General features: G+C 59.6%; 22 protein-coding genes. 16 read left to right on the forward strand and 6 right to left on the reverse strand.

Going from position 1 to position 22,698, the window contains the following annotated elements; translation table 11 throughout:
* Positions 1-38: 38 nt before the first annotated feature.
* Positions 39-1,298: a glutamyl-tRNA reductase gene (hemA, locus tag AC097W_RS00125; RefSeq protein WP_479600223.1), complete on the reverse strand. Its 1,260-nt coding sequence runs from the start codon at positions 1,296-1,298 to the stop codon at positions 39-41.
* Between the two features lie 70 nt (positions 1,299-1,368).
* On the opposite strand from hemA, the gene AC097W_RS00130 reads away from it, so the two are divergent.
* Positions 1,369-1,644: a hypothetical protein gene (locus AC097W_RS00130; RefSeq protein ID WP_479600224.1), complete on the forward strand. Its 276-nt coding sequence runs from the start codon at positions 1,369-1,371 to the stop codon at positions 1,642-1,644.
* Here AC097W_RS00130 and ugpQ read toward each other — a convergent pair.
* The 5 genes from ugpQ to ugpB all read right to left on the reverse strand — a co-directional run bounded on the left by ugpQ (position 1,641) and on the right by ugpB (position 6,625).
* Complete coding sequence (gene ugpQ / locus AC097W_RS00135; protein ID WP_479600225.1) at positions 1,641-2,426, reverse strand: glycerophosphodiester phosphodiesterase; 786 nt, start codon at positions 2,424-2,426, stop codon at positions 1,641-1,643. The genes AC097W_RS00130 and ugpQ overlap by 4 nt on opposite strands.
* Complete coding sequence (locus AC097W_RS00140; protein ID WP_479600226.1) at positions 2,423-3,448, reverse strand: sn-glycerol-3-phosphate import ATP-binding protein UgpC; 1,026 nt, start codon at positions 3,446-3,448, stop codon at positions 2,423-2,425. The genes ugpQ and AC097W_RS00140 overlap by 4 nt, the downstream gene beginning before the upstream one ends.
* A gap of 10 nt (positions 3,449-3,458) precedes the next feature.
* Positions 3,459-4,310, reverse strand: coding sequence for a sn-glycerol-3-phosphate ABC transporter permease UgpE (ugpE, locus tag AC097W_RS00145; RefSeq protein WP_479600227.1), 852 nt, complete (start codon positions 4,308-4,310; stop codon positions 3,459-3,461).
* Positions 4,311-4,405: 95 nt separating this feature from the next.
* Positions 4,406-5,287: a sn-glycerol-3-phosphate ABC transporter permease UgpA gene (gene ugpA, locus AC097W_RS00150; protein ID WP_479600228.1), complete on the reverse strand. Its 882-nt coding sequence runs from the start codon at positions 5,285-5,287 to the stop codon at positions 4,406-4,408.
* Between the two features lie 9 nt (positions 5,288-5,296).
* Complete coding sequence (gene ugpB, locus AC097W_RS00155; RefSeq protein WP_479600229.1) at positions 5,297-6,625, reverse strand: sn-glycerol-3-phosphate ABC transporter substrate-binding protein UgpB; 1,329 nt, start codon at positions 6,623-6,625, stop codon at positions 5,297-5,299.
* Positions 6,626-6,794: 169 nt separating this feature from the next.
* Here ugpB and AC097W_RS00160 point away from each other — a divergent pair, with 169 nt between their 5' ends.
* The 15 genes from AC097W_RS00160 to AC097W_RS00230 all read left to right on the forward strand — a co-directional run bounded on the left by AC097W_RS00160 (position 6,795) and on the right by AC097W_RS00230 (position 22,686).
* Positions 6,795-10,718: a DUF3683 domain-containing protein gene (locus AC097W_RS00160; RefSeq protein ID WP_479600230.1), complete on the forward strand. Its 3,924-nt coding sequence runs from the start codon at positions 6,795-6,797 to the stop codon at positions 10,716-10,718.
* A 21-nt stretch (positions 10,719-10,739) separates the two neighbouring features.
* Positions 10,740-11,153, forward strand: a complete 414-nt coding sequence (locus tag AC097W_RS00165; RefSeq protein ID WP_479600231.1) for a gamma-butyrobetaine hydroxylase family protein — start codon at positions 10,740-10,742, stop codon at positions 11,151-11,153.
* 78 nt (positions 11,154-11,231) lie between these two features.
* Positions 11,232-11,963 (forward strand): bifunctional demethylmenaquinone methyltransferase/2-methoxy-6-polyprenyl-1,4-benzoquinol methylase UbiE, encoded by a 732-nt coding sequence (ubiE, locus tag AC097W_RS00170; protein WP_479600232.1) that lies wholly within the window; start codon positions 11,232-11,234, stop codon positions 11,961-11,963.
* A gap of 53 nt (positions 11,964-12,016) precedes the next feature.
* Positions 12,017-12,985, forward strand: a complete 969-nt coding sequence (locus tag AC097W_RS00175) for a Tim44 domain-containing protein (RefSeq protein WP_479600233.1) — start codon at positions 12,017-12,019, stop codon at positions 12,983-12,985.
* Positions 12,986-13,054: 69 nt separating this feature from the next.
* Entirely contained in the window at positions 13,055-13,603 is a 549-nt protein-coding gene (locus tag AC097W_RS00180) for a hypothetical protein (protein WP_479600234.1), read from the forward strand.
* Positions 13,600-15,165, forward strand: a complete 1,566-nt coding sequence (ubiB, locus tag AC097W_RS00185) for a ubiquinone biosynthesis regulatory protein kinase UbiB (protein ID WP_479600235.1) — start codon at positions 13,600-13,602, stop codon at positions 15,163-15,165. The genes AC097W_RS00180 and ubiB overlap by 4 nt, the downstream gene beginning before the upstream one ends.
* Positions 15,166-15,217: 52 nt before the next feature.
* Positions 15,218-15,523: an FmdB family zinc ribbon protein gene (locus AC097W_RS00190; protein ID WP_479600236.1), complete on the forward strand. Its 306-nt coding sequence runs from the start codon at positions 15,218-15,220 to the stop codon at positions 15,521-15,523.
* A gap of 41 nt (positions 15,524-15,564) precedes the next feature.
* Positions 15,565-16,206: a DUF502 domain-containing protein gene (locus AC097W_RS00195; RefSeq protein WP_479601269.1), complete on the forward strand. Its 642-nt coding sequence runs from the start codon at positions 15,565-15,567 to the stop codon at positions 16,204-16,206.
* Positions 16,207-16,256: 50 nt separating this feature from the next.
* Positions 16,257-18,071 (forward strand): aspartate--tRNA ligase, encoded by a 1,815-nt coding sequence (gene aspS / locus AC097W_RS00200; protein ID WP_479600237.1) that lies wholly within the window; start codon positions 16,257-16,259, stop codon positions 18,069-18,071.
* Between the two features lie 50 nt (positions 18,072-18,121).
* The gene (nudB, locus tag AC097W_RS00205) at positions 18,122-18,640 is read left to right on the forward strand and encodes a dihydroneopterin triphosphate diphosphatase (protein WP_479600238.1); all 519 of its coding nucleotides are present in this window, start codon (positions 18,122-18,124) and stop codon (positions 18,638-18,640) included.
* Positions 18,637-19,377 (forward strand): endonuclease/exonuclease/phosphatase family protein, encoded by a 741-nt coding sequence (locus AC097W_RS00210; protein ID WP_479600239.1) that lies wholly within the window; start codon positions 18,637-18,639, stop codon positions 19,375-19,377. Before nudB ends, AC097W_RS00210 begins: the two co-directional genes overlap by 4 nt.
* Complete coding sequence (gene clsB, locus AC097W_RS00215; RefSeq protein ID WP_479600240.1) at positions 19,377-20,597, forward strand: cardiolipin synthase ClsB; 1,221 nt, start codon at positions 19,377-19,379, stop codon at positions 20,595-20,597. The genes AC097W_RS00210 and clsB overlap by 1 nt, the downstream gene beginning before the upstream one ends.
* Positions 20,598-20,698: 101 nt before the next feature.
* Positions 20,699-21,400, forward strand: coding sequence for a GTP cyclohydrolase I (gene folE, locus AC097W_RS00220; protein ID WP_479600241.1), 702 nt, complete (start codon positions 20,699-20,701; stop codon positions 21,398-21,400).
* A gap of 4 nt (positions 21,401-21,404) precedes the next feature.
* On the forward strand, positions 21,405-21,827 hold the full coding sequence (locus tag AC097W_RS00225) for a BLUF domain-containing protein (RefSeq protein ID WP_479600242.1): 423 nt from the start codon (positions 21,405-21,407) through the stop codon (positions 21,825-21,827).
* A 10-nt stretch (positions 21,828-21,837) separates the two neighbouring features.
* Entirely contained in the window at positions 21,838-22,686 is an 849-nt protein-coding gene (locus tag AC097W_RS00230) for a DUF429 domain-containing protein (RefSeq protein WP_479600243.1), read from the forward strand.
* The last annotated feature ends 12 nt before the right edge of the window (positions 22,687-22,698 follow it).

The following is a 22,698-nucleotide window of genomic DNA, read 5'->3' on the forward strand; positions in this document are numbered from 1 at the left end:
GGGCGAGAGGGGTTGGGGGAGAGTGGGGGCAACCCCAGCTAACGTTCTTTTCGAAGGAAAAAGTGCTGAATGGCGGTGCCCGTACGCTCACGGGCCTGGGCGTCCCCCTTGTGCAGCTCGGCCATGGCACCGTGCAGCATTTTTTGGGTCAAGCCTTTGGCCAGCGCTTCCAGCACGGCATCCACCGGCTCGCCGCGGGCAATCAACTTGCGGGCGCGGGCCAGTTCGGCGGCACGCCAGGTTTCGGCCTGGGCGTTGAGCTGCTGGATCAGGGGCACGCTGTTGCGCTGGTCAATCCAGTGCATGAAGCTTTGCACACCCGCATCCACAATCGCCTCGGCCTGCGCCACAGCGGCCTGGCGGCTGGCCTGCGCGGTTTGCACCACGCCAGCCAGGTCGTCAACGGTATACAGATACACATCGCCCAGTGCCTTGACTTCGGATTCAATGTCACGCGGCACCGCCAGATCGACCATGAACATGGGGCGGTGGCGGCGCTTTTTCAGCGCCCGCTCCACGGCACCGAGCCCAATGATAGGCAAGGTGCTGGCAGTGCAGCTGATGACAGCATCAAACTCATGCAGGCGGTCGGGCAGGTCGGCCAGGCGCATGACCTCGGCACCAAAACGTGCGGCCAGTTTTTCGCCACGGTCCAGCGTGCGGTTGGCAATGGCGATGGATTGGGGGTTTTTGGCCGCAAAGTGGGTGGCGCACAGCTCAATCATCTCGCCTGCGCCCACAAACAGCACTTTGACCTTGCCCAGGTCTTCGAACAACTGGCCCGCCAGCCGCACGGCGGCGGCGGCCATGCTGATGGAGTGCGCGCCGATTTCGGTGGAGGTGCGCACGTCTTTGGCGACGGCAAACGAGCGCTGGAACATCTGGCTCAGGGTGGTGCCCAAGGCACCGGCCGCCTCGGCCGCGCGTACCGCATCTTTCAGCTGCCCCAGAATCTGCGGCTCGCCCAGCACCATGGAGTCGAGGCCGCTGGCCACCCGAAACGCGTGGCGCGCGGCGTGGTCATCCTGCAAACTGTAGGTGTAGGAGCGAAGTGCATCAGCCGAAATGCCGGCAGAGTGGGCCAGCCAGCCGAGCGTGGGCTCCAGTTCCGAATGCTCACCGGCGCAATAGATCTCGGTGCGGTTGCAGGTGGAGACAATGGCGGCCTCGGGCATGCGCGAAAGTGACTGGCGCAGCCCCCGCAAATTGGGCTCGATCTGGTCGAGCGCGAACGCAAACCGACCGCGCAAATCCAGCGGTGCGGTGGTGTGATTGATGCCTAAAGTCCAGACTGCCATATATAAATTGTTTAGCGATTATAAAATCGCCGTCACTTCAATCAACCCGGGGCCTTTTTTGGCCACCCGCATGGGCCTTCTGGATCAACTCAATCACCTGCTGAATTTTCTTGCACCAGCCATCGTTGTCGGCGTGGTGTTGGCTATGGTCGGGCCCTATTTCGGAAAGAAAAGCCCTTCAGCCCCCGCCGCTGCTGCGCAGGCAGCTATTAATTTTATAGCGGGTGCGGTCGCTCTGGCTCTGGGCTTGTGGTTCTTTGGCCGCGACGGCAAGATGGCGACCTATGCCGCCATGCTGGTGGCCAGTGCCAGCTGCCAGTGGTGGGCGGTGCGAGGCGGGCGTTAGCTTGGGCTGAACAATTCCACCCGGTCAGTGATGATGCCATCGGTTCCCAGGTCGATGAGTCGCTGGGCGGCCCATTCGTCATTCACCGTGTAGCTCAGGGTCCGAAAGCCTGCACTTTTGGCCTGCGTCACCGTGCTTTTGTCCCACAGGGCGTGGTTGCAGACCACCGCAACACAATCCAGAGTCAGCGCGGTTTCCAGCCAGCCGGTCCAAAGCCGGTCCAGCAAGAGTCCGCGTGGCAACGCAGGCTGCGCGTGAAGGGCTCCTTGCAAGGCCTCCACGTCGAAGGACGTGAGCAAGGGCTGCACCGACTCTCCCTGCCACAGCCGGGCGGCGTGCTCGGCGACCACTTCACCCGTGTGTCGTTCAGTCCCCGGCGTCGGTTTGATCTCGATGTTCAGGAAATAGCCATTGCGTCTGCAAAACGCGGCAATGTTGTCCAGCGTGGGGAGTGGCTCACCGGCATAGGTTCTGGAGTGCCAGCTGCCAGCGTCCAACTGGGCCAAGGCGCCCCAGGGGTGGTCGCCGCCGACCGCGCTGTTGCCCTGGCCCATCTTCGCAAGGGCGTCGGTGGTGCGCTGCAGGGTGGCGTCGTGCATCAGAAAAGGCACGCCGTCCGCACTCAGTTTGACGTCGCATTCGAACATGCGATAGCCATGGCGGGCCCCCAGGCGAAAGGCTGCGAGGGTGTTTTCAGGTGCCAGTTTGCCGGCTCCGCGGTGGGCGACCCAGCGCGGGTAGGGCCAGTGGGGCAGGGACTCGTCCGCGGGCGTAGCATTCATAGGGCCTCCAGGCGCATGCCGGTGCTTGCGTCAAACGTATGCAGCTTGTGAGGGCGTGGGGTGACATGGATCGTTGCACCCAGCGCGGGCGGCACCTGGGACTCGTCCGTGCGCACAATCACCATTTCATCGCCTTTGCCGTGCACCCGCCGGCCATAGACAAGCCGCTCGGCACCGAGCATCTCGACGGCTTCCACCCGCAGCGCCCAGCCCGTAGGGGTGATGTCCAGGTGTTCAGGGCGGATACCGGTAATGACACCCGCCAAGGCAAGCGGGGCCTCCTTCAGCAGGTTCATGGGCGGTGAGCCGATAAAACTGGCGACGAACGTGGTGGCGGGGCGGGTGTACACCTCAAGGGGGGTGCCAAACTGCTCCATGACACCGCCGTTCATCACAATCATGCGCTGGGCCAGGGTCATGGCCTCGACCTGGTCGTGGGTGACAAACAGCGAGGTAATACCCAGTTCGCGGTGCAGCTTCTGTATCTCCAGCCGGGTCTGGGCACGCAGCTTGGCATCCAGATTGGAGAGCGGCTCGTCAAACAGAAACACCTGGGGTTGGCGCACGATGGCGCGGCCCATGGCAACCCGCTGGCGTTGCCCGCCGGATAGTTCGCGCGGCTTGCGTTGCAGGTAGGGGCCCAATTCCAGAATCTTTGCCGCTTTGTCCACCCGCACCTGAATGTCGTCCCGCGGTATTTTGGCGATCTTCAGGCCATAGGCCATGTTGTCGAACACGCTCATGTGCGGGTAAAGGGCGTAGTTCTGGAAGACCATGGCGATGTCGCGCTCAGAGGGCTCCAGGTCGTTCACGACGCGGCCTCCAATGCTGATTTCGCCACCGCTGATTTCTTCGAGCCCGGCCACCATGCGCAGCAACGTGGATTTGCCACAGCCGGAGGGGCCGACGATGACGACAAATTCCCCATCGGTGATATGCGCGCTAACACCGTGGATGACCGGGTTGGCCGACTTGCCCTTGCCGTAACGTTTGACGACGTTCTTGAGTTCTATGGATGCCATTTTCTTGAATTCACTTCTCGGTATCCACCAGGCCTTTGACAAACCATTTTTGCATCAGCATCACGACCAGTGCGGGTGGCAGCATGGCCAGCATCGCGGTTGCCATGACGATGTTCCATTCGGTCTGGGCGTCGCCCCCCGAGATCATCTGCTTGATGCCAATGACGACGGGGTACATGTTTTCCTCGGTCGTCACCAGCAGGGGCCAGAGGTACTGATTCCAGCCATAAATGAACTGGATGACAAACAGCGCGGCCATGCTCGTGGCCGACAGGGGCACCAGAATATCCTTGAAAAACCGCATTGGCCCCGCGCCGTCCACGCGCGCTGCTTCGACCAGCTCATCGGGCACGGTGAGAAAAAACTGCCGGAATAAAAAAGTAGCCGTGGCCGATGCGATCAGCGGCACCGTCAAACCGGCGTAGCTGTTGAGCATGCCCAGGTCCGCGACCACTTTGTAGGTGGGGCCAATACGCACTTCCACGGGGAGCATCAGCGTGACAAAAATGGCCCAGAAAAATGCGATCCGAAACGGAAACCGGAAATACACCAGGGCGAATGCCGACAGCAGCGAAATGGCAATCTTGCCCAGCGCGATCACCAGCGCAGTCACCAGACTGACCACCATCATGCGGCCTACCGACGCATGCGACCCGCTGCCCTCGCGCGCACCCGAGAGTGCCGTCGCGTAGTTGTCCAGCATGTGCGAGCCGGGCAGGAGTGGCATGGGCACCTGTACCACCTCTTGCGCGGTGTGGGTGGATGCGACGAAGGTGATGTACACCGGAAAGGCGACCACCAGCACGCCCAGTATCAGGATGGCATGCGACAGGCGGTCCAGCCAGGGGCGGCGCTCAACCATGGCAAAGCCCGAATGCTGCAGGGTCGCTGCAAAGCGTGAGAGCCCCCTTGGGAGGTAGCGACCCGTGCAACGGTGGAGCGTGGGCGCCAGTCACTTTAGTAGTTCACTTTCTTTTCGACAAATCGGAACTGCACCACCGTTAGCGCGACCACGATCACCATCAACACCACGGATTGCGCGGCCGAGCCTCCAAGGTCCATGGCCTTGAATCCGTCAAAGTAGACCTTGTAAACCAGAATGGCGGTGTCTTTGCCAGGGCCGCCTTTGGTGGCGGCATCCACAATGGCAAACGTGTCAAAAAACGCATAGACGATGTTGATGACCAGCAGAAAGAACGTGGTCGGCGAGAGCAGCGGGAACTGGATCGTCCAGAAGCGCCGCCAAGGCCGGGCTCCATCCATGGCTGCGGCCTCAATGAGCGACTTCGGAATGCTTTGCAGCCCCGCCAGAAAAAACAGGAAGTTGTAGGAAAGCTGCTTCCAGACTGCGGCCATCACAATCAGCGCCATGGCGTGCTGGCTGTTGAGCAGGGAATCCCATTGGAACCCCGCCTCGCGCAGTGCGTACGACAGGATGCCGATGCTGGGTGAAAACATGAACAGCCACAAAACCCCGGCCACGGCGGGCGCCACCGCATAAGGCCAGATCAGCAAAGTGCGGTAAATGCCCGAACCCCGCACCACCCGGTCGGCAAAGAACGCCAGCACCAGCGACAAGGCAAGCCCCAGGATGGCGACCAGGGCCGAGAAGATGGCGGTCGTTTTGAAGGACTCCAGGTAGGACGCATCCTGCCAGAGGTTGCGAAAGTTCTCCAGACCAACCCACTCGACCGATGTGCCAAAGGCATCGGATTGCTGCAACGACTGCAGCAGGGCCTGCGCAGCGGGCCAGAAGAAAAATACGGCAATGACCACGACCTGGGGCGCCATCAGCACCCAGGGTAGCCAGGCCGATTTGAAGACGACGCGTTTTCCCAAGGGGCTTGCCTAGTTACCCGCTTGGGCGAGCAGTTTCAGCTTGTTGGCTTTCTCAAATCGGGCCAGCAGCTCATCGCCCCGATTGACGATGGCATCGAGTCCTTCCCTGGCGGTCTTTTTGCCCCCCCAGACTTGTTCCAGCTCCTCGTCTTCAATCGCACGAATCTGCACGTAGTTGCCCAGACGTATGCCGCGCGATTTGTCAGTCACCTTGCGGATCATCTGGTTCACGGCCACATCGGTACCCGGGTTTTGCTTGTAGAAGCCGGATTTCTCCGTCAACTGAAAGGCTGCGGTGGTGATGGGCAGGTAGCCGGTGCGTTTGTGGCTGGCGGATTGCACCTCGGGGCTGGACAGGTAGCTGAAGAACTTGGCAATGCCCTTGTACTCGTCAGGCTTCTTGCCGGCCATCACCCACAGGCTTGCGCCGCCGATGACGGTGTTCTGCGGTGCACCGGGCACGTCCGGGTAATAGGGAAGGGGCGACAGTCCAAAGGCGAACTTGGCATTTTTCTTGACATTGCCATAGAAGCCGCTGGAGGTCGTCATCATGGCGCATTCGCCCGAGACAAAGCTGGCTTCGGGCACGTTGCCACGGCCTTTGTAGACAAACAGGCCTTGTTTGGCCATGTTGGCGAGGTTTTCAATGTGGCGCACATGCAGGGGCGTGTTGACCATCATGCGGGCATCCATGCCGGCCAGTCCATTTTGGCGGGAGGCAAACTCCACGTTGTGCCAGGCCGAGAAGCTTTCCAGCTGGGTCCAGCCCTGCCAGGCAATGGAAAGGGGGCACTTGTGGCCGTTGGTCTTGAGCTTGGCTGCCGCCAGAGCCACTTCCGGCCAGGTGGATGGGGCTTTTTCGGGATCCAGTCCGGCGGCCTTGAACGCGTCCTTGTTGTAATAAAACACGGTGGTGGAGCTATTGAACGGAAAGCTCAGCATTTGGCCGTTGGGCGCCGTGTAGTAGCCCGCCACGGCGGGCACGTAGGCTTTGGGGTCAAACGACTGCCCTGCGTCTTTCATGACCTGCCCCACTGGCACGATGGCATTTTTGCTGGCCATCATGGTGGCCGTCCCGACTTCGAACACCTGCAAAAGATGGGGTGCATTGCCCGCGCGGAACGCGGCCACGGCGGATGTCATGGATTCGTCGTAACTTCCCTTGAACGTAGGAACGATTTTGTAGTCCTTCTGGCTGGCGTTGAACTCCTTGGCCAGATCGTTGACCCACTCGCCGTTGACGGCCGTCATGGAGTGCCACCATTGAATTTCGGTCTGAGCCTGAGCGGCCAGGGGTACTGCACTGGCAACCGCCAGCGCTGCAAGGAATAATTTCATGAGTTCTCCTGTGAAGAGCGGCCGATACTAATCAGGCTCTGTGTCATTCTTATTAAACCTGAGCCGCGTTCATGGTCCCGTCAGGGGTTTCCATTAGGCAGTTCCATTAGGCAGTGTGTGTGATTGTTGCACTGCGGTAACATCTTCGCTCTGCAAGAGACCCTAATCGATGAACGCTCCCACCTCGCTCAATCACCTTCTGACTGCACCCGGTATCGCGCCGCATGTGCATGAACGCATCCGCGAAATCCCCTACAACTACACCTCGTTTTCGGACCGGGAGATTGTGATCCGTCTGCTGGGTGAGCGCGCCTGGGGGCTTTTGAACCAGTTGCGGGGCGAGCGACGCACGGGCCGTTCGGCTCGCATGCTCTATGAGGTGCTGGGTGATGTCTGGGTCGTGCAGCGCAACCCCTATTTGCAGGATGATCTGCTGGATAACCCCAAACGCCGTGGTCAGTTGGTGGACGCCCTGAATCACCGTCTCCATGAGGTGCAAAAACGCCGCACGCCAGAGACCGATCCCGAGCGCGACGCCATGGTGGGCGAGCTGCTGGTGGCCGCACGCGCTGCCGTGGGAGCTTTTGACGCCGCATTTGTGGAAGTGGGCGGCTTGCGTCGCAAAACCCAGCGGGCGCTCCTCAAACTCACGGGTAAGGACAACATCAAGTTCGACGGTCTGAGCCGCGTATCGCATGTGACGGACGCCACCGACTGGCGCGTGGAGTACCCGTTTGTGGTGCTGACCCCCGATTCCGAAGAAGAGATGGCCGGTCTGGTCAAGGGCTGCATTGATCTGGGGCTGACCATCATTCCACGGGGCGGCGGCACAGGTTACACCGGCGGCGCGATCCCCCTGACCTGGAAAAGTGCGGTCATCAATACCGAAAAGCTCGAAGCCATGACCGAGGTGGAGATGCGGTTGCTGCCCGGCATGGACCGGGAAGTGGCCACGGTCTGGACCGAAGCCGGCGTGGTGACGCAGCGCGTGGCCGACGCCGCCGAGCGCGGTGGTTATGTCTTTGCGGTGGACCCCACGTCTGCCGAGGCCTCTTGCATTGGCGGCAACATTGCCATGAATGCGGGTGGCAAGAAGGCCGTTCTCTGGGGCACGGCGCTGGACAACCTGGCGTCATGGCGCATGGTGACGCCGCAGGCGGAATGGCTGGAAGTGACCCGGGTGGGGCACAACATGGGCAAGATCCATGACGTGGAAGTGGCAAGTTTTGACCTGCAGTACTTCAAGGCCGACGGCAAGACCAAAATTCGTTCCGAGCGGCTGGACATTCCCGGCAAGTCGTTCCGCAAAGAAGGTCTGGGCAAGGATGTCACCGACAAGTTTTTGAGCGGCCTGCCGGGCATTCAAAAAGAGGGCTGTGACGGCCTGATCACCAGCGCGCGCTGGGTGGTACACCGCATGCCCAGCCACACCCGCACGGTGTGTCTGGAATTCTTTGGCAATGCCCGTGACGCTGTGCCCAGCATTGTGGAAATCAAGGACTTCATGTTTGCCGAGCAGAAACGCTCCGGCGTGTTGCTGGCAGGGCTGGAGCATCTGGACGACCGTTACCTCAAGGCCGTGGGCTATGCCACCAAAAGCAAGCGCGGTGGCCTGCCCAAGATGGTGTTGTTTGGTGACATTGCCGGTGATGACGCCGATGCCGTGGCCCGCGCCACCTCGGAAGTGGTGCGCATCGCCAATTCGCGCAGTGGCGAAGGCTTTGTGGCCACCAGCCCCGAGGCGCGCAAAAAGTTCTGGCTCGACCGCAAAAAAACAGCCGCCATCAGCCGACACACCAACGCTTTCAAGATCAATGAGGACGTGGTCATCCCGCTGCCCCGCATGGCGGAGTACACCGACGGCATTGAGCGCATCAACATTGAGCTGAGCCTGCGCAACAAGCTGGCCTTGTGTGAAGCCCTGGCTGAATTTTTTCAGAGCGGTAACCTGCCTCTGGGCAAGACCGACGACGCCAACGACATCCCCTCGGCCGAGTTGCTGGAAGACCGGGTGGCACAAGCCCTGGCGCTGGTCCGGCAGGTGCGTACCCAGTGGCAGGGTTGGCTCGATGGCGTGAACGGCGTGGAAGGCCTCTTTGCGCAGTTGCAGGACCACACCTTGCGCGCCAGCTGGAAAACCCAGTTGCGCGCCCCGCTGCAGGGCATCTTTACCGGGGGTGCTTTCGAGGCGATCCTCGCCGAGTGCACGGCCATTCACCAGCGTGTCCTCAAAGGCCGGGTCTGGGTGGCATTGCACATGCATGCCGGTGACGGCAATGTACACACCAATATTCCGGTCAACAGCGACGACTACGACATGCTGCAGGCCGCCCACGGTGCGGTCAAGCGCATCATGGCACTGGCGCGTTCGCTGGATGGCGTGATCTCGGGCGAGCATGGCATTGGTATCACCAAGATGGAGTTCCTCAGCGATGAAGAGCTGCGTCCGTTTACCGAGTACAAAGCCAAAGTGGACCCGGAAGGGCGCTTCAACAAAGGTAAATTGCTACGAAATTGGGAGCAGCCTGCGCAACCAGGACGGGGTCTGGAGGGTAAATACCCTAAGATTCACGCCGACCTGACCAACGCCTACACGCCGTCGTTCGGGCTGATGGGCCACGAGTCGCTGATCATGCAGCAGAGCGACATTGGCGCCATCGCCGACAGCGTGAAAGACTGCCTGCGCTGCGGCAAGTGCAAGCCGGTGTGTTCCACCCACGTACCGCGCGCCAACCTGCTGTACAGCCCGCGCGACAAAATCCTGGCTACCTCGCTCCTGGTGGAGGCCTTTTTGTACGAGGAGCAGACCCGCCGCGGCATCAGTATCCGGCATTGGGAGGAGTTCGAAGACGTGGCCGACCACTGCACCGTGTGCCACAAATGTCTGTCGCCGTGCCCGGTCAAAATTGACTTTGGTGACGTGACCATGAATATGCGCAACCTGTTGCGCAAGATGGGCAAGAAGTCGTTCCGCCCGGGCAATGCCGCGGCCATGTTCTTTCTGAACGCCACCAACCCCGAGACCATCAAGCTCATGCGCACTGCCATGGTAGGCGTGGGCTTCAAGGCGCAGCGTCTGGCCAATGATGTGCTGCGGGTGTTTGCCAAAAAGCAGACCGCCAGGCCACCTGCCACAGTGGGTGCCGCGCCGATCAAAGAGCAGGTGATTCACTTCATCAACAAGAAGATGCCGGGCGGCCTGCCCAAGAAGACCGCGCGGGCCTTGCTGGATATTGAAGATGGCGACTACGTGCCCATCATCCGCAACCCCAAGACCACCACGGCGGAGACCGAGGCGGTGTTTTACTTCCCCGGTTGTGGCTCCGAGCGCCTGTTCAGCCAGGTGGGTCTGGCCACTCAGGCCATGCTGTGGCATGCGGGCGTGCAGACGGTGCTGCCACCGGGTTATCTGTGCTGTGGCTACCCGCAGCGCGGCTCGGGCCAGTTCGACAAGGCCGAGAAGATGATCACCGACAACCGGGTGCTGTTCCACCGCGTGGCCAACACGCTGAACTACCTGGACATCAAGACGGTGGTGGTGAGCTGCGGTACCTGCTACGACCAGTTGCAGGGCTACGAGTTCGGCAAGATATTTCCGGACAGCCGCATCATCGACATCCATGAGTACCTGCTGGAAAAAGGCATTACCTTGCCTGCAGGCCAGCCCGGTTTTCTGTACCACGAGCCCTGCCACAACCCGATGAAGCTGGGCGACTCCATGAAAACGGTCAAGGCGCTGATTGGCGACAACGTGCTCAAAAGCGAGCGTTGCTGCGGTGAGTCCGGCACGCTGGGCGTGACCCGGCCTGACATTGCCACGCAGGTGCGCTTTCGCAAGGAAGAGGAAATCCGCAAGGGCGAAGCGGCGCTGCGTGCGTCGGGTACCGTGGGCGAGACCGGCAACGTCAAGATCCTGACCAGCTGCCCCAGCTGCCTGCAAGGATTGACCCGCTATGGCAATGACCTCAACAATGGGCTGCTGGAGGCCGATTACATTGTGGTCGAAATGGCCAACCAGATCCTGGGCAAGGACTGGTTGCCGCAGTATGTGCAGACGGCCAATGCCGGTGGCATTGAGCGGGTGCTGGTTTAAGCACCGCAGAAAGGACGTTTTATGGCAGGTTTGACAACAGGCGCACCGACGCCGCAGGGTATTACGGTCCACAGCCAGTCGCGGGTGCTGGAGATCCATTTTTCGGATGGCGAGGCGTTCCGCATTCCGTTCGAGCTGATGCGCGTGTACTCGCCATCGGCCGAGGTGCAGGGGCATGGGCCAGGGCAAGAGATTCTGCAAACGGGCAAGCGTGACGTCGGCCTGGAAGCGCTCGACCCCGTAGGCAACTATGCCGTGCAGCCCCGCTTTTCGGACGGGCACGAATCCGGCATTTTTTCATGGGATTACCTGTATTTTCTGGGGTCCCAGCAGGACAGGTTGTGGCAGGATTACACCGACCGTCTCAAGGCGGCCGATGTGGAGCGTGATGCGCCCATGGTGCCCAAAGCGGCCTCCGGGTGCGCCAGCCATTAAGCGATTTTTGCTATCTATTTTGTAGCTGCTTGCGAAGTATTGACGGGGGCTAGAGCCCAATTTGATTAAGATCTGCTCATGAAGTCCACCCATTTTGGTTTCCAGTCGGTCGATGAATCCGAGAAAGCCCGCCACGTGCGTGACGTTTTTGATTCGGTTGCGCCCAAATACGATTTGATGAACGACCTCATGTCGATGGGTCTGCACCGTGCCTGGAAGGCCTACACCGTCATGGTGGCCAACCTCAAGGAGGGTGACCGTGCGCTGGACATTGCCGGGGGCACCGGCGATCTGGCACTGGCATTTTCCAAAAAAGTGGGCAAGACGGGGCAGGTGGTGCACACCGACATCAATGAGGCCATGCTGCGCACCGGGCGCAACCGCCTGCTTGACGCGGGGGTGGCCTTGCCCACGCTGGTGTGCGATGCGGAAAAACTACCGTTCCCCGACAACTATTTCAATGTAGTGAGCGTGGCCTTTGGCCTGCGCAACATGACCCACAAGGATGTGGCACTGGCGGAGATGAACCGGGTTCTGAAGCCTGGCGGCAAGCTGCTGGTGCTGGAGTTCTCCAAGGTTGCGCCGCCGCTGGAGAAAATTTACGACTGGTACTCCTTCAAGGTTTTGCCCCGCTTGGGCAAGTTGGTGGCGGGCGACGACGCCAGCTACCGCTACCTGGCCGAGTCCATCCGCATGCATCCCGGGCAGCAGGAATTAAAGGCCATGATGCACATAGGTGGATTCGGACATGTGGACTATCACAACCTGACGGGTGGGCTGGTCGCATTGCATGTTGGAATCAAGTCCTGAGGCTTGCAATTCGCAGTTTTTTGCCTCATATAACAAGCTCCATTGGAGACATCATGAAAATTTGGACTTTTGCACTGGCGGCTGTTCTGGCTCTTTCCGGAATCAATGCGGAGGCCGCGAAGCGACTGGGCGGCGGTGGGTCGTTTGGCAAGCAATCCTCTAACGTGACGCAGCGCCAGGCTACTCCTCCGGCGGCACCGGCACAGGGTGTGACCAATGCGGCGGCCAAACCGGCTCCTGCCGCTGCACCCGCCGTGGCGCCGAAGCGGCCTTGGGGCGCCATGCTGGGTGGTTTGGCGGCTGGGCTGGGTCTGGCCTGGTTGGCGCACTCACTGGGAATGGGCGAAGGCATGGGACAGATTCTGATGTTTGCCGCACTGGCAATGGTGGTCATGATGGCGGTAGGCTGGTTCATGCGCCGACGCGCTGCGCAAGCATCTGCTCAAGCTAGCCCATTTGCGTTCCAGGGCGCTGGCAATTTGCCTTTATCGGATTCCAAACCGTACCGTCCAGAGAATGTGGGCAACGATGCGTCAGCCCGGCCTTGGGAGCGCAGCAGCATGGCGTTTGACGCTCCCCCTGCCAATTCTGGATCGATGATCGGCTCGGCGTTGACCGGTTCGCAGGCTTGGGGTGTTCCTGCTGGCTTTGACAGCGAAGGCTTCCTCAAGGCAGCCAAGGCCTATTTCGTGACACTGCAGGCCGCATGGGATACATCGGACATCCCTTCCTTGCGCGCCATGATGACCGACGGCATGCTGACCGAGATCAAGTCCCAGTTGGCCGAGCGTGAGTCCCACACCGGCACCCGCCCCAACCACACCGAAGTGGTGGTGATTGAAGCGCATTTATTGGGCATCGAAGAGCAGGCGGACGAATACATGGCCAGCGTGGAGTTCTCCGGCATGATCCGCGAGGAGCCTTCGGCCGGCCCCAGCCCGTTCCGGGAAGTCTGGAACATGACCAAAGCCAAAAGCGGCGCGAGCGGCTGGCTGGTGGCCGGTGTGCAAGCCCTGCAATAGCGCGGTGTTTTGACGGGCAAAATGCGGTCCGCGCGGAACCTGCCCGTATTCGGGGAATAATGGGGGACTATGGCAACACAGTCCCCTTTTTCCATGCTGGAGGGCATTCTCCAGAACTTCAATCTTCCTCTTACCCCACCCGCTTGGGCCGTGGAAGAAACGCATCGTCGCGTGGTCCTTTTGCTCAACCATGTGTTGATGCAGGAACCGCAGGCCATGGAGCGATTGGTCCGCCAAAAAGGACGCGCAGTGCTTCTGCAATGGCGCACCATGACCTTCAAGGTGGTGATCACCCCGGCAGGATTGCTCGATCTCGCGCCGGTTGACGCCGCTGCAGATCTGACCCTGGTTATTACCGAGGAGTCCCCTTTGGCCATCGCGCAAGCATTGCTGCAGGGTGGCAAACCCGGAGTTCGAATCGAAGGCGATGTGCAATTGGCCGCAGACGTGAATTGGCTGACAGACCACGTGCGCTGGGATCTGGAGGAAGACCTTGCCCGCTTGATGGGTGATGCACCTGCGCACGCGCTGGTCCAGGCGGTGCGAACGATGGCGCAGGGTCTGCAGCAGTTTGTAGGTGCGCGCACTGCGGGCGCGTCGGACAGGCCTGCTGCATGAGTCGACTGGCACGAGGGGTTTTTATTGCCTGGGTCATCTTTCGTTACGGACTGGATGAACTGGTACTGACCAGCTTTCAAAAGCCCTGGCTCACGCGCGTGGTGAAGGTGCTCACGATAGGGCGCAAGTTGGAGGCTCCGCGTGGACAGCGCTTGCGCGAGGCGCTGGAGCGCCTCGGGCCGATATTCGTCAAATTTGGCCAGGTGCTGTCAACCCGGCGCGATCTGATGCCCCTGGATATTGCCGACGAGTTGGCGCGTTTGCAGGACCGTGTGCCGCCTTTCAGTTCCGATGTGGCTGTTGCCACCATCGAGCGCGCATTGAAAAAGCCCCTGGCAGAGATATTTGTGTCCTTTGAACGCGAGCCAGTGGCCAGCGCATCCATCGCGCAGGTGCACTTTGCCGTGTTGCGTGACCGCAAGAACCAGCTGCGCGAGGTAGCCGTCAAGGTTCTGCGCCCCGAGATGCGCGCGGCGATTGAAAAAGACCTGAGCCTGATGCGCATGATGGCCGGGTGGGTGGACGGGATGTCAGCCGACGGCAAACGCCTGCGGCCGCGCGAGGTGGTGGCCGAGTTCGACAAGTATTTGCACGATGAGCTGGATCTGGTGCGGGAAGCCTCCAGCGCGGCGCAATTGCGGCGCAACATGGAGGGGCTTGATCTGGTCCTGATTCCTGAAATGCTGTGGGATTACTGCACGACAGAAGTGCTGGTGATGGAGCGCATGTATGGCGTGCCAATCAACCAGGTGGACAAACTCAGGGACGCGGGAGTGGACATTCCCAAGCTGGCACGCGATGGGGTCACGCTGTTCTTTACCCAGGTGTTCCGCGATGGCTTCTTTCATGCCGACATGCATCCGGGTAACATCCAGGTCAGCCTGGATCCGAAGACATTCGGTCGCTACATTTCGCTGGATTTCGGTATCGTCGGTACGCTTACCGAGACCGACAAGGAATATCTGGCGCAAAATTTTGTGGCTTTCTTCCGGCGCGATTACAAGCGGGTAGCGGAGTTGCATATTGAATCCGGATGGGTGCCATTGACGACCCGGGTGGATGAGCTGGAGGCGGCCATTCGGGCGGTCTGCGAGCCTTATTTCGACCGCCCACTCAAGGAAATCTCGCTCGGAATGGTGTTGATGCGGCTGTTTCAGACGTCCCGGCGTTTTCAGGTCGAGATTCAACCCCAGTTGGTGTTGCTGCAAAAAACGTTGCTCAACATTGAAGGGCTGGGTCGCGATCTGGATCCGGAACTCGACCTCTGGGCTACCGCCAAACCGTTTCTCGAAAGGTGGATGCTCGGGCAGGTGGGGCCGCAAGCCTTGCTGGACCAACTCAAGGCGCAGGCGCCCCGGTATGCGCGGCTTCTGCCAGAACTGCCTCTGCTACTGCAATCCTTTTTGCGTCGCGAAGCCACTGGCTCCAACCGGGTCATGGATGAGCTGCTGGCAGAGCAAAAGCGTACCAATGGGCTACTGCAAAGCCTGGTGTTTGCCGTCATCGGATTCGCCTTTGGCATGGTTGTCATGCAGATTGTGGTGCGTGTGGGACTTTTTTAGCCTGCGCCCTATAATTGAAGGCTTTGCAACTTGAAGTCAGAGCCATACAGCCATGCCTATATACGCCTATAAATGCGAGTCCTGTGGGTTTGCCAAGGACGTATTGCAGAAAATGTCGGACGCTCCTTTGGAGATTTGTCCTTCCTGCGCCCAACCGTCCTTCAAAAAACAGCTCACCGCAGCGGGGTTCCAGCTGAAGGGATCGGGTTGGTACGCCACCGATTTCAAGGGAGGCCCCAGTGCGGGTTCAGCCAGTCCGGCTGCTTCTGAGGGGGGGCCTGCAGCAGCCTCTCCCAAGGCGGAACCTGCACCGGCTGCCGCTGCGGCGCCCGCGACTCCCCCGGCTTCTGGCAGCTAATCGCTGTTGACGACCCTATCTAGACTGGATCGACCGTGCCTATCAAAAAATACCTGCTGACCGGCCTGATGGTTTGGCTCCCGTTGGCCATCACCATCTGGGTGCTGCTTTGGCTGGTCGGCATGCTGGATGCCATATTTGGTGGCCTGCTTTCCGGGATTGGCGCAGTGACGTCGGCCAGCATGGCGCCATCCATTGAGCGACTTCACCACATTCCGGGATTGGGCGTATTGCTGGTGGCCACTGTTTTGCTCGCCACAGGCGCTCTGGTTTCCAATGTGGCGGGACGTTGGTGGGTCAAGCAATGGGACCACTTGTTTATTCACATTCCGATCGTCAAATCGATTTATAACAGCGTCAAAAAAGTTTCCGACACGCTGTTTTCCAGCAACGGCAACGCCTTTCGCACGGCCTTGCTGGTGCAGTATCCACGCCAGGGAAGCTGGACCATCGCATTCCAGACGGGTGTCCCCGATGGGGAAGTGTCGCGCCACCTCGGCTCGGACTTTGTCAGCGTCTACGTACCCACGACGCCGAATCCGACCAGCGGTTTTTTTCTGATGTTGCCCAGAGCGGACGTCATTGAGCTCGATATGAGTGTGGACGAGGCTTTGACCTACGTGATCTCCATGGGATCAGTCGCGCCATCCATGCCGGTTCCCAAGCCGGTCCTTTCCAAATAATCGTTATCTGTTAAACCCGCTGCCCTGATGCAGCGCTTTGAAAGCAAGCTATGGCCATGCGCTCCCACTATTGCGGTCTTGTGACCGACGCCCAACTGGGCGAAACCGTTTCCTTGTGCGGCTGGGTGAATCGCCGGCGTGACCATGGTGGTGTGATCTTTGTTGATTTGCGTGACCGTGAAGGCTATGTGCAGGTGGTATGTGATCCTGATCGCGTGGAGATGTTCAAGGAAGCAGAAGGCCTTCGCAACGAATTTTGCGTTCAGGTTAAGGGCTTGGTGCGTGCGCGGCCAGAAGGCACGGTCAACGAGAACCTGAAGAGCGGCAAGATTGAAGTGCTCTGCCATGAACTGATTGTGCTGAACCCCTCGGTCACGCCGCCGTTCCAGCTGGATGACGATAACCTGTCGGAAACCACGCGTCTGACCCACCGCGTCCTGGATCTGCGCCGCCCGTATATGCAAAACAACCTGATGCTGCGCTACCGCGTGTCGATGGAAGTGCGCAAGTTTCTGGACGCCAATGGTTTTGTGGACATTGAGACCCCCATGCTGACCAAGTCCACCCCGGAAGGCGCGCGCGACTATCTGGTGCCCAGCCGTGTGCACGATGGCCATTTCTTTGCGCTTCCGCAGTCCCCCCAGCTGTTCAAGCAGTTGCTGATGGTGGCAGGGTTCGATCGCTATTACCAGATCACCAAATGCTTCCGTGACGAAGACTTGCGCGCCGACCGCCAGCCCGAATTCACCCAGATTGATATCGAAACCTCGTTCCTGGGCGAGGAAGAAATCCGCGACATGTTCCAGGGCATGATTACGACGGTGTTCAAGAACACTATCAACGTGGATCTGGGCGAGTTCCCGGTCATGACATATGCGCAAGCGATGTACCAGTACGGCTCCGACAAGCCGGACTTGCGTGTGAAGATGGAGTTCACCGAAGTGACCGACGTGATGACCGACGTGGACTTCAAAGTGTTCGCCGGTGCCGCCACCATGAAGGGTGGCCGCGTGGTCGCACTGCGCGTGCCGGGCGGAGCCCGGGAATCCGGTGGATTGACCCGCAGCGAGATCGACGCTTACACCGAGTTCGTCAAGATCTACGGGGCCAAAGGACTTGCCTACATCAAGGTCAATGAGTTGGCCAAGGGCCGCGACGGCTTGCAAAGCCCCATTGTCAAGAATATCCATGACAAGGCCGTTGCCGAAGTCCTGGCGCGTACGGGCGCACAAGATGGCGATCTGATTTTCTTTGGTGCCGACAAGGCCAAGGTTGTGAACGACGCCATTGGAGCCCTGCGCATCAAGATCGGACACAGCGAGTTCGGCAAGAAGAATGGCCTTTTTGAGAAGGGCTGGCGCCCTCTGTGGGTGGTCGACTTTCCCATGTTTGAGTTCGATGAAGAAGCCCAGCGCTACACGGCAACGCACCATCCGTTTACCGCGCCGAAAGATGGACACGAGGACTGGATGGTTACCGCGCCTGAGAAATGTATTTCCAAGGGCTATGACATGGTCCTGAACGGATGGGAAATGGGTGGCGGATCGGTGCGTATTCACCGTGCCGATGTGCAGCAGAAGGTATTTGACGCATTGAAGATCACGCCAGAAGAAGCCCAGCTCAAGTTTGGCTTCCTGCTGGACGCCTTGCAATACGGTGCGCCACCGCACGGCGGCCTGGCTTTCGGTCTGGACCGTGTCGTGACGCTGATGACGGGCGCCGAGTCTATTCGCGACGTCATCGCCTTCCCCAAGACACAGCGCGCGCAGTGTCTGTTGACGCAGGCACCCAGTACAGTGGACGAAAAGCAATTGCGCGAGTTGCATATCCGTCTGCGCACTCCCGAGGCGGCAAAGGCGGGTTGATTCCCCGGCTGGTGCACAATGAAAGGGCGCTGCTGCAGCGCCCTTTTTTTATGCCCAAACCTTACAAGATTCCCGAATCGGTTCTCGTCGTTATCTACACCCCGTTGCTGGAGGTGTTGCTGATCCGGCGTGCCGACGGCGTGGGGGAATTGGCAGAGTTCTGGCAGTCGGTTACGGGTAGCAAAGACACACTGGACGAGCCGTTGGCGCAGGTTGCGGTGCGCGAAGTGCGCGAGGAAACCGGTATCGAAGCGGTAGTTGATGGCCTTTCGGGGTTGCCGCCGGCAACCTTGATACAGGATTGGCATCTGGAAAATGTGTACAGCATTTATCCCCGCTGGTTGGATCGCTACGCCCCAGGCGTGAGCCACAACACCGAGCATGTTTTCGGGTTACAGGTGCCGTTCGCCTGCCCTGTGACGCTGGCCCCTCTGGAGCACACTCACTACCAGTGGTTGCCTTACCAGCAGGCCGCCGCAAAGTGTTTTTCACCCTCCAATGCCGAAGCCATACTATGGCTTCCCCGATTTGCAGAGTCTGTACGACCGAGCGAGAACGAAACCACATGACACTTTTGCGCGTAGCCACGTACAACATTCACAAAGGCGTACAGGGCATTGGACCCAGACGACGCCTTGAAATTCACAATCTGGGCCACGCGGTCGAACAACTAGACGCAGACATTGTGTGTTTACAGGAGGTGCGCAAGATGCACCGCAAGGAGTCTGAGTATTTCACCCAGTGGCCGGAGATGCCGCAGGCTGATTTTCTGGCGCCTGAGGGTTACACCGCGATTTATCAGACCAACGCCCATACCCGCCACGGAGAGCATGGCAACGCCATGCTGACGCGCTGGCCGGTTGTGGGGCACCAGCACGAGGACATGTCGGACCACCGTTTTGAGCAGCGCGGGTTGTTGCATTCTGAGGTGCTGGTGCATGGCAGAGCCGTGCATGTCGTGGTGCTGCACTTGGGTCTGATCAAGGCGAGCCGGGTACGCCAGCTTGACCAGGTCGCACGCTTTATCGAGCGGGAGATACCCGCAGATGTGCCACTGGTGGTGGCGGGTGACTTCAATGACTGGGGCACGCTGGTTCAGAAAGCGCTGGGTGCTGCGGGATTGACGTCGTTCGGAGCCCAGCGGGTGGCTACCTTCCCATCCCGTCTGCCTGTGGTGCAACTGGACTACGTGTTTGCGCGTGGCCTCCAGCCCTTGGGCCTGGAGGTTCCGCGCGGGCGCATATGGGGGCGCATGTCGGACCATCTGCCATTGATCGCCGAGTTTGACCTTCCGTTGGAGGCCTAGTGGCCTTCCCGCAGCCCAGGCCAGGTCATCAGCTGAACCTGCTGGAAGGCGGAGCCGCATTTTTCCCGGCGCTGGTCGATGCGATCGACCGCAGCACGCTGGAAGTGCGCCTGGAAACCTACATCTTCAGTTTTGATGCTTCCGGAGAACGGGTGGCGACGGCCCTGGTTCGGGCCGCGCAGCGAGGTGTAGCCGTTTACCTGGTGATGGATGGCATTGGAACACCCTCGGTTCCAGTCGACTGGGCGCATCGGCTCACGGAAGCGGGCGTCAACTGGCACCGCTTCTCCCCCCTGGGACGCTGGGGTTTGTTGATTCCCGGTCGCTGGCGCCGGCTGCATCGCAAGCTGTGCGTGGTCGATGCAGCCGTAGTCTTTTGTGGCGGGATCAATATTCTGGATGATCTTTTTGATCCTGCTCACGGTGTCCTGGAGTCGCCGCGGTTCGATTTTTCTGTACAGGTCAGGGGCCCTTTGGTGGCGGATGTTCACCGAACCATGGTTCAGTTCTGGGAGCGGCTGCAACTGACGCTGCAGTTGGAGCACATGCAGTTTGAAGGTGCACGGCAGACCTTGCAGAACGCCGGTACGGCGTCCCTGTGCCCTGTGTGGACACCTTCCAGCTCCGCGGATTCACACAGCGCCGGCTCCAATGCCATGCTGGTACTGCGCGACAACCTGCTCAACCGCACCCGGATTGAACGGGCCTATCGCAAGGCCATCGCCAGTGCGCGCCAGGAAGTCCTGATTGCCAATGCCTATTTTTTGCCCGGTGGCAAGCTGCGCCGGGCATTGATACACGCCGCGCGCCGCGGAGTGCGGGTGCGATTGCTGCTGCAGGGTCGTTACGAAAATTTCATGCAGTACCACGCCACGCGGCCGGTTTTTGGCGTGCTACTGGCGGCAGGTGTCGAGATACACGAGTACTCTGCTGGTTTTCTCCATGCCAAAGTGGCCGTGGTAGATGGGCACTGGGCTACCGTGGGCTCATCCAATCTCGATCCCTTGAGTCTCTTGCTGGCGCGGGAGGCCAACGTCGTGGTCGAGGACACTGTGTTCGCCGAGGAGTTGCGAACCTGCCTGATCACCGCCATGGAAACCCCCACAGTCAAGCTTGACCCCCAGCTTTGCGCTGATCGCCCCTGGCAACAGCGTGCACTGGACCGACTGGCATTCGGTGTGATGCGCCTGCTTCTGTTTTTAACCGGAAGACGCTATTGATTTCATAGCATTCTGCGCCTTGGGGACTTGGGCTTGACCTGCAAACCTTGTCGCCCAAAGGCTGGTAGTATTCTTTGATGTTAATGAAGAAACAGAGCACCATGAATTCAGTTGATGCGGATGAGGGAACTCCTGTTTCCGTCAAGATTCGGGAGCGTGTGCAAGCTGCGCGCAAGCGCTTTCACGCCAATGACAATATTGCGCAGTTCATCGAGCCTGGCGAGTTGGAGCTGTTGCTGGATGAAGTGGAAGACAAGATGAAAGGCGTGCTGAGCAGCCTCGTCATTGATACCGAAAATGACCACAATACCGACAATACCGCGCGTCGGGTGGCCAAGATGTACGTCAATGAGGTATTTCGCGGCCGTTATGTAGCGGGCCCGACCATCACCGAGTTTCCCAACGTCGGTCACCTCAATGAGTTGATGATTGTGGGGCCCATCACGGTGCGCAGCGCCTGCAGTCACCATTTTTGCCCTGTTATCGGGAAAATATGGATTGGCGTCATGCCCAACGAACACACCAATGTCATCGGGTTGAGCAAATACGCTCGCCTTGCCGAATGGATTATGGGACGTCCTCAAATTCAGGAAGAGGCAGTGGTGCAGCTGGCCGACCTGATTCAGGAAAAAACGCAGCCCGATGGCCTCGCCATCGTGATGGAGGCCAGTCACTATTGCATGGCTTGGCGCGGCGTGAAGGATATGGACAGCAAGATGATCAACTCGGTCATGCGTGGCGTATTCCTGAAAGACCCGAACCTGCGGCGCGAATTCTTGTCCCTGATTCCCCGGAAAGGTTGATCCCATGTTGGTACGTTTGCTTTACGCCAGTCGCGCGATTGATCCCAGTGCGGATGCGATCGAGGCGATCCTGGCCCAGTCCCGTCAGTACAACCCCACATCCGGCATTACCGGCATTCTTTGTTACGGTGGCGGCATTTTTCTGCAAGCCATTGAAGGTGGACGGATGCCCGTGAGTGAGTTGTACGGTCACATTCAGAGAGACGCCCGGCACAAGGATGTTGTGCTTTTGCACTACGAAGAAATCTCCGAGCGCCGTTTCGGTGGGTGGACCATGGGCCAGGTCAACATGTCCAAAATCAATCACAGCATTCTTCTGAAGTACGCTGAGAAGCCTGAGCTCAATCCTTACGCAGTTTCGGGGCAAGTGTCTCTGGCTTTGCTTGAGGAGTTGATGGCAACGGCATCCATCATCGGGCGGGTCTGACTCGGCTGCCATGACCGTGCTGCTGGGGTGCGATTTCTCCAGCAGTCCGACCAAGCGCAAGCAGATTGTTCTGGCTTTTGGTGATTTGACCAGTGGTCGCGTGCGACTCACACGAATCGAACGACTGGAGTCCCTGCAAGCTTTTTCCGATTGGCTGTGCCTACCGCAGAGCTGGTTGGGCGCTTTTGACTTGCCCTTTGGCTTGCCTCGTGAACTGGTTGAGGCGATGGGCTGGCCGCTGGAGTGGAAAGCCTGCGTCCAGCACTACGCCTCACTGAGCCGGGAAGACATCCGCACCCGGTTTGCAGGATTTTGTGCCGAGCGCCCTGTGGGTGGCAAATTTGCCCACCGTGCTACGGACCGTCTCGCGGGGTCGAGTCCATCCATGAAATGGGTGAACCCACCCGTCGCTTACATGTTGCACGCTGGAGCACCACTGCTTTTGGAGGCCGGTGTCCACCTGCCAAGCCTGCATGCAGGCGATGTGCTGGACGTAAATGCTGAAGGGGAACCCCGTCGCGTGGCATTGGAGGCCTATCCAGGCCTGCTGGCCCGGGAAATATTGGGGCTGCGTAGCTACAAAAGCGATGAGAAGGCCAAACAGACCGTTGATCGCCTGATTGCCCGCAAGGATCTTGTAACCGCACTGGAAATGGGTCACAGCCGATTAGGTTTGCGTCTGAAGGTATCGCATGCGCAAAGAGACGCGCTGGTTGACGATGCATCCGGTGATGCCCTGGACGCCGCGCTCTGCCTGGTGCAGGCGGCGTGGTCGTACCAGCAGCACCTCAATGGTGCGCCCCGATACGGTTTGCCTCCTGATGTGGATCCCCTGGAGGGCTGGATCATCAGCGCGTGAGCCACGCCAAGC

The organism is Rhodoferax sp. GT1R46 (assembly GCF_056521285.1).